10 protein-coding genes are annotated in these 13,987 nt (G+C 74.2%); 1 reads left to right on the forward strand and 9 read right to left on the reverse strand.

What is annotated here, in order from left to right:
• Window positions 1–17: 17 nt before the first annotated feature.
• The 5 genes from murJ to recN all read right to left on the reverse strand — a co-directional run bounded on the left by murJ (window position 18) and on the right by recN (window position 6,660).
• On the reverse strand, window positions 18–1,724 hold the full coding sequence (murJ, locus tag OG990_RS17280; protein ID WP_406081494.1) for a murein biosynthesis integral membrane protein MurJ: 1,707 nt from the start codon (window positions 1,722–1,724) through the stop codon (window positions 18–20).
• A gap of 1 nt (window position 1,725) precedes the next feature.
• Complete coding sequence (locus OG990_RS17285; protein ID WP_406081496.1) at window positions 1,726–2,592, reverse strand: hypothetical protein; 867 nt, start codon at window positions 2,590–2,592, stop codon at window positions 1,726–1,728.
• 43 nt (window positions 2,593–2,635) lie between these two features.
• Window positions 2,636–3,577 (reverse strand): copper transporter, encoded by a 942-nt coding sequence (locus OG990_RS17290; protein ID WP_328414242.1) that lies wholly within the window; start codon window positions 3,575–3,577, stop codon window positions 2,636–2,638.
• A 27-nt stretch (window positions 3,578–3,604) separates the two neighbouring features.
• On the reverse strand, window positions 3,605–4,783 hold the full coding sequence (steA, locus tag OG990_RS17295; protein ID WP_406081497.1) for a putative cytokinetic ring protein SteA: 1,179 nt from the start codon (window positions 4,781–4,783) through the stop codon (window positions 3,605–3,607).
• A 119-nt stretch (window positions 4,784–4,902) separates the two neighbouring features.
• Window positions 4,903–6,660 carry a DNA repair protein RecN gene (gene recN, locus OG990_RS17300; RefSeq protein ID WP_328414239.1) on the reverse strand — a complete coding sequence of 586 codons (1,758 nt, stop codon included), beginning with the start codon at window positions 6,658–6,660 and terminating at the stop codon, window positions 4,903–4,905.
• 101 nt (window positions 6,661–6,761) lie between these two features.
• On the opposite strand from recN, the gene OG990_RS17305 reads away from it, so the two are divergent.
• The gene (locus OG990_RS17305) at window positions 6,762–7,781 is read left to right on the forward strand and encodes a helix-turn-helix domain-containing protein (RefSeq protein WP_406081499.1); all 1,020 of its coding nucleotides are present in this window, start codon (window positions 6,762–6,764) and stop codon (window positions 7,779–7,781) included.
• A 52-nt stretch (window positions 7,782–7,833) separates the two neighbouring features.
• Here the strand turns inward: OG990_RS17305 and OG990_RS17310 are convergent, their stop codons facing one another.
• The 4 genes from OG990_RS17310 to OG990_RS17325 all read right to left on the reverse strand — a co-directional run bounded on the left by OG990_RS17310 (window position 7,834) and on the right by OG990_RS17325 (window position 13,981).
• Window positions 7,834–11,553, reverse strand: coding sequence for a S8 family serine peptidase (locus OG990_RS17310; protein WP_406081501.1), 3,720 nt, complete (start codon window positions 11,551–11,553; stop codon window positions 7,834–7,836).
• A gap of 241 nt (window positions 11,554–11,794) precedes the next feature.
• Complete coding sequence (locus OG990_RS17315) at window positions 11,795–12,679, reverse strand: NAD kinase (RefSeq protein WP_328414234.1); 885 nt, start codon at window positions 12,677–12,679, stop codon at window positions 11,795–11,797.
• Between the two features lie 106 nt (window positions 12,680–12,785).
• On the reverse strand, window positions 12,786–13,646 hold the full coding sequence (locus OG990_RS17320) for a TlyA family RNA methyltransferase (protein ID WP_406081503.1): 861 nt from the start codon (window positions 13,644–13,646) through the stop codon (window positions 12,786–12,788).
• Window positions 13,647–13,684: 38 nt separating this feature from the next.
• Window positions 13,685–13,981 (reverse strand): hypothetical protein, encoded by a 297-nt coding sequence (locus OG990_RS17325; protein ID WP_386990786.1) that lies wholly within the window; start codon window positions 13,979–13,981, stop codon window positions 13,685–13,687.
• Window positions 13,982–13,987: the final 6 nt, after the last annotated feature.

The raw sequence follows: 13,987 nt of genomic DNA on the forward strand, positions 1-13,987 counted from the left end.
CGGCTCACTCCTCGCGCTCACCGAGACACCGTCTCCTTCCCGTCGCCCCGCTCCGGGGGGACCGTGCCCGGCGGCGGCGTGCCGGCCCGGTCCCGCGACCCCCGCCGGCCCGCCCGGCCCAGGCGCCGCAGCACCCCGGCGAGCAGTGGCCGTACGTCCCGCCGGTCGACGAACCAGACCACGGCGAGGAACACGGCCCCGACCAGAACCCCGGACAGCATGCCCTGACCGAGTGCCGCCGCCATCGTCGGGGTGCCGCCGCCCGGCGTGTCGAGCCAGCGGGTGAGGCCGAGCCCGGCGAGCGCGGCGAGCACCCCACCGAGGCCGCCGGCCGCCCCGGCCCGAGCCGCGCCGGCCAACGCCGGACGGCCGGCGCTGCGCCACACCGCCACGACCAGCAGCGCCCCGAGCACCAGCATGCCCACCGAGTTGGCGGCCGTCACCGCGAGCACCCGCTCCCGCAGCGGCAGCAGCACGCCGAGCAGCAGGACGGCGGCGGGAACCACCAGCCAGCCGACCGCCGTGGCCACGGTCGCCGCCCGGGTCTCCCCCCGGGCGTAGAGCGCCCGGGTGAGCACCGCGAACAGGCCGTAGCCGAGCAGACCCGGGGCGAACCCGATGATCGCGGCGGCGGCGGTCGACGCGGTCGACGCGTTGTTGAAGAAGAACTGCCCGATCGGCCCGGAGGTACCGATCAGCGCGGCCGCGCCGAGGCAGCTGAACAGGAGCACCCCGCGCACGGCCGGCGCGAGGGTCGCCCGGTAGGTGTCCTCGTCCCCGGCGGCCTGGGCGGCGACCAGGGTCGGGTACGCGGCGATGGCCAGCGGCACCGCCAGCACCGCCCAGGGCAGCAGATAGACGGTCTGCGCCAGGTTGTACACCCCGGGGTTGGTCTGCGCGCCGTAGGTGACCTGGTGGAGGCTGACGATCAGCGCGATCTGCTGCGCGGTGACGGTGACCGCGCCGGCCACCGCCAGGCCGCCGACCCGGGCCCGCGCGGCGGCGGGGAACCCGAACCCGGGCCGCAGGCGCAGCCGCAGCCGCCGGACCGGAATCAGCAGCGACAGCGACAGCACCACCACGCCGAGGGTGGTGCCGGCCGAGAGCAGCAGCTCGCCGCTGGGGGTCACCCCGCCGACGGTGGCCAGTCGGCCCTGGGTCGCGGTGAACCCCAGGTAGACGACGATCACGGTGAGGCTGGACAGCAGCGGGGCGAGCACCGGCCAGGCGAAGCGGCGGTGCGCCTGGAGCACCCCGGTGAGCACGATGCCGACGCCGTACAGCGGCAACTGCGGGGCGAAGACCCGTAGCATCCGGGCGCCGCTCTGCTGCTGGGCGGTGGTCAGTCCGTCGCCCAGCGACCCGATCAGCGGCCCGGCGAACAGCACGACGAGCACGGCGAGCGGCACCAGCAGGGCCAGCGTCCAGGTCAGCAATGCCCCGGTGGTCCGGGCCACCGCCGTGCGGTCGCCGACGGCGACCGCGCCGGCCAGCAGCGGTACGACCAGGCTGGCCAGCGCTCCCCCGGCGACGATCTCGAAGATGAAGTTCGGCACCGCGTTGGCCACCACGTAGGCGCCGCCGAGGTCGGTGGGCGCCAGGCTCCAGGTGAACACGGCGGTACGGCCGAAGCCGGCGAGCCGGCTGAACACGGTGAGGACGGCGATGAGTGCGGCTGCCCCGGCCAGCCGGCCGGCGCCGGCGAGGGGTGCCGGTTTGGTCACGTCAGTCGGCGAGCCGGCCCAGTGCGTCAAGCTCCCGCAGCCCCGGGGTCCGCTGGATCACCGACGTGAAGCTGACCTTCTCACTGGCGGCGGTGAGACCGGCGAGCACGGCGAGCAGCCCCGCCCGGCCGAGCGGGCCCGTCCGGGCGGCGAGCGCGACGCCGAGCAGCGCACCGAGCGCGTTCGCGCCGCTGTCGCCGACCATCACCTCCTCGCTCAGGTCATCGCGGAGCAGGCCGGCGGCGGCGCCGACCGCGCCCGCGGCGATCCCGCCGTGCGGGCCTGTGGTCAGTGGCGCGCCGAGCAGAAGCCCGGACTTGAGGGCCCGGCCGGGCCGCAGGTCGAGCAGGTTGAGCAGGTTGGCGGTGCCGGCGATCACCCCGGCGCCGAGCAGCACGTCCACGCCGCGGCCGAACGCGCCGTGGCGCTGGCGGCGCGGGTGCGCGGCGACCCGGGGGTCGGCGGCAAGCAGCGCGGCGGCACCCAGCCCGGCGGCGCCCACGCCGACGACCTTGACCAGCCCGGCGGTGACCCGCCCCTCGCGCAGCGCGGCGAGGTGGCCGGCGAAGCCCTTCGACGCCTTCTGCTCCGGCCGCGCGCCGACCACGTCGTCATACAGCCCGACGCCGCCGGCGCCGAGGCCGGCGACCAGGGCGGCCCCACCGGAGGCGGCGCTGGTGGAGCCGAACGCGCTGGCGGCGGCCGCACCGGCGGCGAGCGCCGGCCCGGCGGCCAGGGTCACCGTCCGGCCGCGGAAGTTGGTGCGCTCCAGCGCGGGCGCGACCGGGGCGGTGCGGACCTCGCGCAGCGCGTAGCGGGCGGCGGCGGCACCGGCGCCGGCGATCAACAGCCGGCCCAGCCCACTCACGCCGACGCCTCGTCGGTTTCGGACACGGAGGTACGTCGTTCGCTCACTGGGGCAGTCTAGGCAGCAGCGAGGCGGCGTTGTCGCCGACGCCGTACTGCCCGGCCTTCTTCTCGGTGAGTTGCTGCACCAGGGCGAGGCTGGTGACCAGCTGGCCCTGCACGGTGTTGGCGTTGTCGACGGTGGAGATGGTCTGGGCCAGCACCGGGTCACCGCGGACCACGGCCACCAGGTTGCCGCCGACGGAACCGTTGCCGCCCACCACGATCGACCCGGTCCGGTCGAACTGCTCGGCGATCTTGACGACCGACTCGTCCCGCTTCTCGGAGTCCTTGTCGACGTACGGCTGGCCGCTGACCACGACAACGGCCTCCGCCGAGCCGGTGACCTTGTTGTTGTCGGTGGTCAGGTAACCGGCGTTGTTGTACGCGGCGAGCACCGCCCGCCGGTCGGCGTCGCTGACCGGTGCGGCGCCCTGGGCCCGGTCCAGCAGGACACTGGCCAGCAGCGCGCTGGAGGTCTCCACACCGTGCCCGTTGCCCGGCAGGCCGGTGGTCTGCGCGGTCGGCCGGGCGGCGGTGACGGCCAGCTCCAGGAGGTTGGAGTTGTTGTCCGGGTTGATGAACTTGTCCTGCAGGTCGACCCGGCCGGTGATGGTGGCCCCGGCGAGCTGGAGCTTCTTGAGTACGCCGTCGGTGTGGTCGCGCCCGTTGGGCAGGCTGAGCACCACGACCCGGCGCCCGGCGAGGGTGCCCGGCAGGACGACCTGGGACATCTCCTCGGCGAACTCCTCCTCCAGACCGAGCTGCTTCTCCATGTTGTTGACCGTCTGGCGCCACTGCTGGTTGTCCTTGCGCAGCCCGGTGACCTGCTCCTTGAGCGAGTCGGCGACCGGGCCGTTGAGGGCGGCTGTGCCGACCACCAGGCCGATCGCCAGAGCCAGGAAGACCGCGGTGAGGGACACCACGTGGTAGCGGAAGTTGATCACGCTTGCAGCCTCTTGATCGGTCGGGAACTAGAAAAGCCGGTACAGCTGGAACACGAAATTGTCCCACCACTCGGCGGCCACGCCCAGGTAAGCCTTACCGACGGTGGAGACGGCCACCGCGGAAGCCATCGCCGCGATCGCCGAGAGCACCAGCAGCAGCAGCGACGAACCGGAGATGCTCTGCCGGTAGAGCCGGCTCACGCCCTTGGCGTCGACCAGCTTGCCGCCGACCTTCAGCCGGGTCAGGAACGTCGAGGCCATTCCGCCGCGACCCTTGTCCAGGAATTCGACCAGCGTGGCGTGGGTGCCGACCGCGACCAGCAGCGAGGCGCCCTTCTCGTCGGCCAGCAGCATGGCCAGGTCCTCGCTGGTCGCCGCGGCCGGGAAGGTCACGGCCGGGACACCGAGGCCGTTGACCCGGGGCAGGCCGGGCGCCCGCCCGTCCGGGTAGGCGTGCACGATCACCTCGGCGCCGCAGCGCAGCACGTCGTCGGTGACCGAATCCATGTCCCCGATGATCATGTCGGGGGTGTACCCGGCCTCGACCAGCGCGTCCGCGCCGCCGTCGACGCCGATCAGCACCGGCTTGAACTCCCGGATGTACGGGCGCAGCACGTCCAGGTCGGCCTTGTAGTCGTAGCCGCGCACCACGATCAGGCAGTGCCGGCCCTGCATCTGGGTCTGGATCTCCGGCACGCCCACGCCGTCGAGCAGCAGGTCGCGCTCCTGGCGGAGGTAGTCCATGGTGTTGGCGGCGAACGCCTCCAACTGGACCGAGAGCCCCTCCCGGGCGTCGGCCATCGCCTTGGCGACCGACTCGGCGTCCTGCAGGCTGCCGTGCGCCACCGGCTCGTCACCGGCGAAGACCGTGTTGCCCTCGATCCGGACCTGGTCGCCCTCGCGGATCTGCTCGAAGACACCCTCCCCGAGGTCATCCAGGAGCGGAATGCCGGCGGCGATCAACACCTCCGGGCCGAGGTTGGGGTAACGGCCGGAGACCGACGGCTTGGCGTTGAGCACCGCCGCGACCCCGACGGCGACCAACGAATCGGCCGCCACCCGGTCCAGGTCGACGTGGTCGATGACCGCGATGTCACCCGGGCGCAGCCGGCCGACCAGGCGTTTTGTCCGGCGATCAAGGCGCGCGGTGCCGAGGACTCTGCCCGGCTCCGCGTTCCGGTGCCGGCGCAACGTGGGTAGACGCATCGTGACCATCCTGGCATGTGGGGCAGGCTTTTCTGTCGCGACATGCCTGAGCAGGGCCGCCTACCCAGGGAAGCACACGTCGGCGCACGCCGGTGTGCTTGCCATCACAATACGCGGCGTCACGGACGCCTTTCCTTCGCCGCCACGGCCAGAAGCTCCTCGGCGTGGGCGATACCCAGATCCGAATCGGGTAAACCAGCTAGCATCCGAGCCAGCTCCCGGGCCCGTTCGGTGTCCTCCACCACCCGCACCCCGCTGGTGGTCACCGCGCCACCGGTGTCCTTCGCCACCACCAGGTGCCGGTCGGCGAATGCGGCAACCTGCGGCAGGTGGGTGACGACCAGCACCTGGTGGCTGCGGGCCAACCGGGCCAGCCGCCGGCCGATCTCCACCGCCGCCTGACCGCCGACCCCCGCGTCGACCTCGTCGAAGACCAGCGTGGGCGGGCCACCCGAGCCGGCGAAGACCACCTCGATGGCGAGCATCACCCGGGACAGCTCACCGCCGGAGGCACCCCGCTGCAACGGCAGCGACGGCGCGCCCGGATGGGCCAGCAACCGCAGCTCCACCTCGTCGCCGCCGTCCGGGGCGACACCCACCTCGACGCCGTTGACCGACAGCGCCGGCTCGGCCCGCCCCGCCGGGCGGGGCAGGACGGCCACCTCGATCCGGGCGTGCGGCATGGCCAGCCCGGCCAGCTCGACGGTGACCTGGTCGGCGAAGCGGACCGCCGCCTCCTGTCGGGAGGTCGACACCCGCCCGGCCAGGTCGGCCACCTCACCGGCCAACCGCTGACCGTCGCGCTCCAACTCGTCGAGCAGGTCATCGGAGGTGTCCAGGTCGGACAGTCGGGTGCGGGCCCGCTCGGCCCACGCGATCACCCCGTCGACGTCGTCGGCGTACTTGCGGGTCAGCGCGCGCAGCGCGGCACGCCGCTCGTAGACGTGCTGCAACCTGGCCGGGTCCGCGTCGAGCGTCGCCAGGTACGCCGACAGCTCGGCGGAGACGTCGGTGACCAGGGTGGCCGCCTCCTCCAGCCGGGCCGCCAGCTCGCCCAACGCCGGATCGGTGCCGGCCTGCGCCTCCAGGGTGCGCCGGGCGGTGCCGAGCAGCACCGCCGCGTCCGGTGTCTCGTCGGCCGCCTCCGCGCCGCCCGCCACGCACTGCTGAGCCACCTGCGCGGCCGTGCGCAGCCCCTCGGCGTGCTCCAGCCGCTGCGCCTCGGTCTTCAGCTCGTCATCCTCACCGGGCTGCGGATCGACCCGGGTGATCTCGTCGAGGCCGAGCCGCAGCAGGTCAGCCTCCTGGTTGCGCTCGCGGGCGTTGCGCCGTCGGTCGGCCAGGTCGTCGACCACCCGCCGCCACCCGGTGTACGCCTCACGCAACGCGTCGAGCAGCTTCTCGTGCGCCGGGCCGGCGAAGCGGTCCAGCGCGGCCCGCTGCTCGGCCGGGCGCAGCAGCCGCAGCTGGTCGGACTGGCCGTGCACGGCCACCGCCTGCTCGCCGACCTCACCGAGCATCGACACCGGCATGCTCCGGCCACCGAGATGGGCGCGGGACCGGCCCTCCACCGTCACCGTGCGACTCAGCAGCAGCGAGCCGTCCTCGTCGGGCTCGCCGCCGGCATCGGTGATCCGGGCGTGCACCGCATCCGCGACGCGGCCCTCCAGACGCAGCCGGCCCTCCACCACAGCCCGGCCAGGCTGGGCACGAACCCGCCCGGCGTCGGCCCGGCCGCCGAAGAGCAGGCCGAGGCCAGTAACCACCATCGTCTTGCCCGCACCGGTCTCGCCGGTGATGACGTTCATGCCGCCGGTCAACGGCAGCGTGGTGTCCTCGATGACGCCCAGTCCGGTGATGCGCAGCTCTTCCAGCACAGCACCCGACAGTAGACGCGAGGCCCGACAGTTGACCAGCCGACCGGCCCGCAGACGGGCCGCAGTACGGCCACGACCTGGCCGACGTACAGTTCTGCCCCGTGTTGGACGTGATCGGCCTGACCCCGGCTGAGGAGGAGCTCTACCGCTGCCTGCTCCAGCTCACCACGGCCCGAATCGACGAGCTGGCACACCGGCTGCACCGACCGCGCGAGCAGGTCGTCGCCCAGGTCGAGGCGCTGCGGACCAAGGGCCTGGTGCAGCCCACCGACACCGACCCGGACGCTCCCCTGCGCCCGACCGCCCCGGATGTCGCCCTCGGCGCGGCGTTGCTGCGCCGGCAGGAGGACCTGGAGGCGGCCCGGCGGCGGGTCACCCAACTGGCCGAGGAGTACCGGTCCGGGCTGCGTCGGCACCACGTGGATCACCTGGTCGAGGTGATCACCGGTACCCGGGTGCTCCGGGACCGGCTGCGCGATCTGCAGAATTCGGCACGTACCGAGGTGCTCTGGTTCTGCCGGGCGAACCCCCTGGCCATGGCCGGCCCGGAGAACGTCGAGGAGTTCGACGCGCTGGCCCGCGGGGTGAGCTACCGGGCCATCTACGAGCGGGACATGCTGCTGGAGCCGGGCGCGCTGGTCGACCTGGCCAAGGGGATCGCCGCCGGCGAACAGGCCCGGGTCCTGGACCGACTGCCGGTCCGACTGGCCATCGTGGACGCCCGCACCGCGATCTGCCCGCTGGTACCCGACCGCGACGGCGGCGAGCCGAGCGCCGCCGTGATCGGCCGCAGCCAACTGCTCGACGCGCTACTCGCCCTCTTCGACAGCCACTGGCGGACGGCCACCCCGCTGCGGCTGGAAGACCCGCTCACCGAGCCGGCGACCGACGGCCGGCGGGCCGACGCCGACGATCGCCCCGGCGACGGCTACCAGCCGGACGCCGACGAGGCGCGACTGCTGTCGCTATTCGTGGCCGGCGTACCGGACAAGTCCATCGCCTCCCAGCTCGGGGTGAGCCGGCGGACCGTGCAGCGGCGACTCGCCGACCTGATGGCGGCCGCCGGCGTGGACACCCGGCCCGGGCTGGCCTTCCAGGTCGCCCGCCGGGGCTGGATCTGAGTCGGACCCGGTCGGGGTGGGACGGCCCACCGGCCGCCCCACCCCGCTCACGTCAGCGCAGCCCGTACGCGTCGACCACGGTCTGGTCGACGGTGTTACCGGCCCGGTCGCGGGCGTGCACCCGCAGCGACACCGTGCCCTGCCCGGCTGGCACCTCGGCGGTGAACCGGGTACCCGATCCGCGCACCGGCGCCGACCGCCAGGTGCGCCCGCCGTCGAACGACACCTCGACCTTCAGGCTGGTGCCAACCGGCGCCGACACGCCCGCCGGCTGGCGCAGCGTCAACCCGAGCTGGTGCGGCCGACGCCCGGCCACCTCACCGCGCAGGTCGGCCGGGACCCGGTAGTCCACCTGCAGCAGCGACAGCGGCCGAGCCGCGTCCCCGGTCGGGCGGGCCGAGGTGAACTGCCAGGCCGTCTCCGTGCGGGTGGCGTAGCGCCACTCGTCCGAGGACCGCTGCGTGGTCAGGTCGAGCCGGTAGCGGGCCGACTCCGAGGTGGTGGGAACCGGCGCCCAACCACCGGCGAGATCGGCGATCTGCTTCCCGTCGCGGCTGAGCCGGGCCTGCACGGTGTCCGACTCCTCGCTGCCACCGGCCGGACTGTAGTGACCATCGGCGTCGACGAACTCGGGCACCCGAAGGTCCAGGACGTCACCGGTGCGGCTGGGCACCGGCAGCCCGGCGTTGGCCGGCACGGCCGGCCGGATCACCGGGGCGTGCCAGGTCTCGGTGTCCCGGTCATCGGCGGCATACCGCCGGGGCTGCTGGGTCAGACCACCGGTCAGCTTCCCCCAGTTCGAGAACATCATCTTGTGCAGGACCCGGTGCTGCCACCAGGCGTCCCCGGCGCTCACGAACTCCTGCCGGGTGGTGCCGGTACGCACCAGCCGCTGGTCGTCGTTCCAGGAGGTCTCCTGCCACGGACGCCAGCTGAACCGCTGCTCGGTGGCCCACTCCGAACCACCGACGTCGCCGTAGCGGGCCGTCACCTCGGCGGTGTTCTTCGCGGTGACCGTGTGCACGATCCGCTCCGGCACCCGGCCCTTCGAGACCTGCCACACGTCGTACAGGTAGGGGCTGTCCACGGTCAGCGTCAGGTCCAGCGTCGCCCGGCCCTTCCGCGCCGCCGCGATCAACCGCTGCCCGTCGTCGAACGCCACCGCCAGCGCGGGTACGGGTAGCCGGTCCCCCAGCGGGGTCCAGACCGTCCACGCGCTCCGGTCCGCAGCCCGGACGATGAGCACCGTCTTCGCACCGGCCGCCGCGGCCGCCGCGATCTGCTCCTCCTCCGAGACGTCCGGGCTCTCGGTGAGCAGCGCCGCAGCGCCGCGCACCCGGGCCAGCTCGGCCGCGGTGCCGGTGCCCGCCCAGACCAGCGGCAGCTTCCGCCGGTCGGTGGGTGCCGGCGAGTAGCCCATCAGGTTGATGTCCAGCGGACCGGACACCCCGCTGATCCGGGCGTCCACCATCGGTGCGACCAGCTGCCAGCGCGAGGAGAACTCGAACTCGCCCTGGCGCACCTGCCGGGTCGGCGTGACGTTGACCTGCTGGATGGTGCTGAAGGTCATCACGCCGTGGTCGACCTGCCGGCCGTTGCCGAAGACCCGGTGCTCGTAGAAGCTGATCGTCGCGCGCTGCTCGGCCGGCTTCGGCGTCTCGATCCGCACCGGAGTGCCCTTCCGCGGGTCGAGCATCACCGTCATGTCCCGGTCGACCATCAGCTCCGGGTCGGTGACCAGAGTGATCTGCTCGTCCAACGGGGCGCCGTGCTCGACCAGCGCCTCCAGCAGGTACGGACCCTCCTCGACCTGCACCTGCGTCTCGCCGGCACTCCAGCCGAGGTAGTCGGACTCGGGCTGCTCGCCGAACAGGGTCAACACCGGCGACACGCCCGGCTGACCCTGCATGTCCAGCACCTTCATGGTGAGGGTGTGCACCGGACCGCTGAGGGTGAGCGCGACGGCGGTACGCACCGCGATGCCGTCCGCGCCGGTGGCCACCAGCCACCCGCTGTGCACACCACGGCCCAGCTTCGCCGGGTCGGCGCGCAGCGGCACGGCGACGCTGCCGCCGGCCGGCACGGTCACCTCGCCGCCACCACCGGTGACCCCGTCGGGCTCGGCCGTGCCGCTGTCCAGGTTGCGCAGCTCCAGGGCCAGCCGCAGGGTCTGCGGGGTCGCGCTGCTGTTGGTGTACGTCACGGACCGCTCGGCCACCACGCCACCGGTGCTCAGCCGGCCGAAGTCGGCGGTGGCGGTGCCGTACACCCGCTGGCTGAGCGCCCGGGCCACGTCGACCCGGCCGCCGCCCTGCTCGAAGACGGTCAGCTCCGGGTTCGCCTTCGTGGTGCTGACCAGCGCGTCCTTGAGCTTCCCGGCGGTCCAATCCGGGTGCTCCTGGGCGAGGATCGCGGCCGCGCCGGCGACGTGCGGGGTGGCCATCGAGGTACCGGAAGCCTGGGTGTACGCGTCCCCCACCGGCGTACCCATGGTGGTGCCGGCGGCCCGGGCGGCGATGATGCCGACGCCCGGCGCGGTGATCTCAGGCTTCAGGCCGTTGTCGCCGAGCCGCGGGCCGCGGCTGGAGAAGTCCGCGAGGTTGTCGTCGCGGTCCACCGCGCCGACGGTGAGCGCCGCGTCGGCCGCGCCCGGCGAGCCGACGGAACGCGGCGCGCCCTCGTTGCCGGCGGCGATGACGAAGAGCGCACCGGTTTCGGCGGTCAGGTCGTTGACCGCCTGGCTCATCGGGTCGGTGCCGTCGCTCGCGGAGCCGCCAAGGCTCATGCTGACCACCTTCGCGCCGGAGTGGGCGGCCCACTCCATGCCCGCGATGATGGACGAGCTGTAGCCGGAGCCGCCGTCGTCGAGCACCTTGCCGACCAGCAGCTGCGCGCCAGGAGCGACGCCCTTGCGCAGCCCGTCGGAGGCGGCGCCGCTGCCGGCGATGGTGGCCGCCACGTGGGTGCCGTGGCCGTGCCCGTCCCGGGCGCTGCCGCTGCCGGAGAAGTCCTGCTCCTCGGCGATCCGGCCGGCCAGGTCGGGGTGGGTGGCGTCGACGCCGGTGTCGAGCACCGCCACCCGGACGCCCTTGCCGTCCCGGCCGGCGGCCCAGGCCGTCGGGGCGCCGATCTGCGGCACGCTGTGCTCCAGCGTCGGGCGGACCTTCCCGTCCAGCCAGATCCGGGCGACGCCGGCGCCGAGCCGGGCCGGCGAACCGGCGGTACGGGCCTGCGAGGTGCCCCGCAGCGTCGTCCACAGGCCACCGAGGTCGCCCTTGCCGACCCGCAGGGCCGCGCCGTTGATGCTCTCCAGCGGCCGGGCGTCGGTGGCGCCGGCGAGCGGCCGGACCCGGCCGGCGGCCGGCTCCTGGTAGCGCACGATCAGCGGCAGCGCGCCCTGGTCGGCGTCGCCGTATCCGTCGGCGGCCAACTCCCGCACGTCGAAGAGATCCGGGTCGAGAACCCCCGCGGACAGGTACGGCACGACGTCGCTGGGCAACACCCGCAGGCCGCCGTCGACCTCCGTGGTCTGGAAGGTGATCCGGTCACGGCCGGGGCCGGGGCGGACCGTGGCGGCGATCCGGCCGGGCGCGGCCTGAGCCAGATCGACCTGGTCGCCGGTGATCAGCGTGATGCGGACGGGCGCGGCGACGCCGGGGGTGGGCGTCGGTCCGGTGGGCCGGACGGGCGGGTCGGCGGACGCCGGTGCGGCGAGTCCGAAGACCAACGCGCCGGCCGCGCCGGCGGTAAGCCAGCGTGGGGGCCAGTGCATGCGATGCGCTCCTCTACTCCAAGGGGGCCGCTCTCAGTGAGATCGACCGATCGGAGTCTGCGACGGAGATCACTGCATGGTCACTAGGTGCGGCCCGCCGCACCGGCGACATGTCGCCAGGTGGACATCGGGCGACGGGTGCGGGGCCATGGGATGTCCGGCGGGCTCCCGCCGAACATCGGGGGCCTCCTTCACAACCCGGCCGAGGGCGGGCCGGTGCCGGGCGGCGGTGGACGACGCGTCAGCGACGAGAGCCGCGCCAGCCGTGCACCGGCAGCCCGAACTTGGCCACCAGCCGATCGGTGAACGGGCGGGCCCGCAGCCGGACGATGCGTACCGGCAGGGCGCCCCGACGCACCGTGACCCGGGCGCCCGGCGGCAGGTCGTAGACCCGCCGGCCGTCGCAGCAGAGCACGGCGAGGGTGGTGAACGGGTCAACGGTGATCACGAAGGTGGACGTCGGGGCGGTGACCAGCGGACGGCTGAACAACGCGTGCGCGCTGATCGGCACCAGCAGCAGCGCCTCCACCTCCGGCCAGACCACCGGCCCGCCGCCGGAGAACGCGTACGCCGTGGAGCCGGTGGGGGTGGCACAGACCACGCCGTCGCAGCCGTAGCGGGACAGCGGCCGGCCGTCCACGTCGACGAGGAGCTCGAGCATCTGCGCCCGCTCGCCCTTCTCGACGCTGATCTCGTTGAGCGCCCAGGACTCGATGGTGGGGCCGCCGTCGAACTCGGCCGTGACGTCGAGCGTGAGCCGCTCGTCGACGGTGTAGTTGCGCCCGACGACGTCGCGGACCGCCGTGTCCAGATCGTCGATCTCGGCCTCGGCCAGGAAGCCCACCTTGCCGAGGTTGATGCCCAGCAGGGGCGCCTTCGCCGGTCGGGCCAGCTCGGCCGCGCGCAGGAAGGTGCCGTCCCCACCGAGCGCGAAGACGATCTCGGCGCCCTCGGCGGCCTCCGGACCGGCGACCGGCACCACGCCGGGCAGGTCGAGGTCGTCGGCCTCCTCGGCGACCACCCGGACCTCGAAACCCGCGGCGATCAGGTCGGCGGCGACCGCCCGGGCGTGCTCGGTGCTGCGCCGACGGCCGGTGTGGGTCACCAGCAGCGCGGTCCGGCTCATCGGACCGACCGCTCGGCTGCGTCCGGGCGCTCAGCCGTCGGTGCCACTGCCCCGGTGCGGCCGCGTGTCCCGCGTGCCGTGCCGGAGCCCTCGCTGCTGCACGCGTTCACCCTGCGACCTCCTCCGCCGCCGCGGCCGGCGCGTCGCCGGCCGTCGTCGGGCCGTCCGGCCCGGCTGCCACCACGGTCCGCACCCGCTCCGGGTCGGCCGGTGGTGCGCCCCGGCGCAACCATACGAAGAACTCCACGTTGCCGCTCGGCCCGGGCAGCGGGCTCGCCGCCACGTCGGCCAGGCCGAGGCCGAGTTGCGCCGCCGCGGCGGCCACGTCGAGCACCGCCTCGGCGCGCAGCGCCGGATCTCGGACCACACCACCGGCGCCGACCCGCTCCTTGCCCACCTCGAACTGGGGCTTCACCATCAACGCCAGGTCGCCGTCGTCGCGGGTGCAGCCGGCCAGCGCCGGCAGCACCAGCCGCAGCGAGATGAACGACAGGTCGGCCACCGTGAGGTCGACCGGCCCGTCGATCGCGTCAGGATCGAGCGTACGGACATTGGTGCGTTCCAGGACCCGGACCCGCTCGTCGGTGCGCAGCGACCAGGCGAGCTGCCCGTAGCCGACGTCCACGGCCACCACCTCCGCGGCCCCGGCGCGCAACAGCACGTCGGTGAAGCCACCGGTCGACGCGCCGGCGTCCAGGCAGCGCCTGCCGGCGACGCTCAGCCCACCGTGGGCGAACACGGCCAGCGCACCGGCGAGCTTGTGCCCGCCCCGGGAGACGTACTCCTCGGTCGGGTTGGCGCCGGTGACCAGCAGCGGATCGGCGGGGTCGACCATCGCGGCGGCCTTCCGCGCGGGCACCCCCCGCAGCTGGACCCGGCCGGCCTCCACCAGCGCGGCGGCCTGCTCGCGGGAACGGGCCAGACCGCGGCGGACGAGTTCGGCGTCCAGCCGGTTGCGACGTGCCATGGGTGGTTCTCCGGTCTGCTCAGGCCTGGTGGTCCCGCTCAGGTCTGGTCGATGGTGGCGAGGGTTTCCCGCAGCGTCTCGTAGGCCGCCTCGTACTGCGCGATCTGGTCGGCTGGGGCGAGCGTCGCCGCGTTGGCCATCGCCTGCACGGCGGCGTCAACGGCCGGGTGCCGCGCCGCGTCGTCCCCGACGTCCGGCTGCGGCCCCGGGCCGGCCCCGTACGGCGGGCTCGGCCGGGCGGCGAACGCCCCGCCGGCCGGCGGACCGGGCCGGATACCCGGCGGCGGGCCGGGACGGGCGGCGGGCGGCGGGCCCGGGCGGGCGTCGCCGGTCACCGAGGG

Origin of the sequence: Micromonospora sp. NBC_00858, assembly GCF_045207365.1 — a bacterium.
GTDB lineage: Bacteria > Actinomycetota > Actinomycetes > Mycobacteriales > Micromonosporaceae > Micromonospora.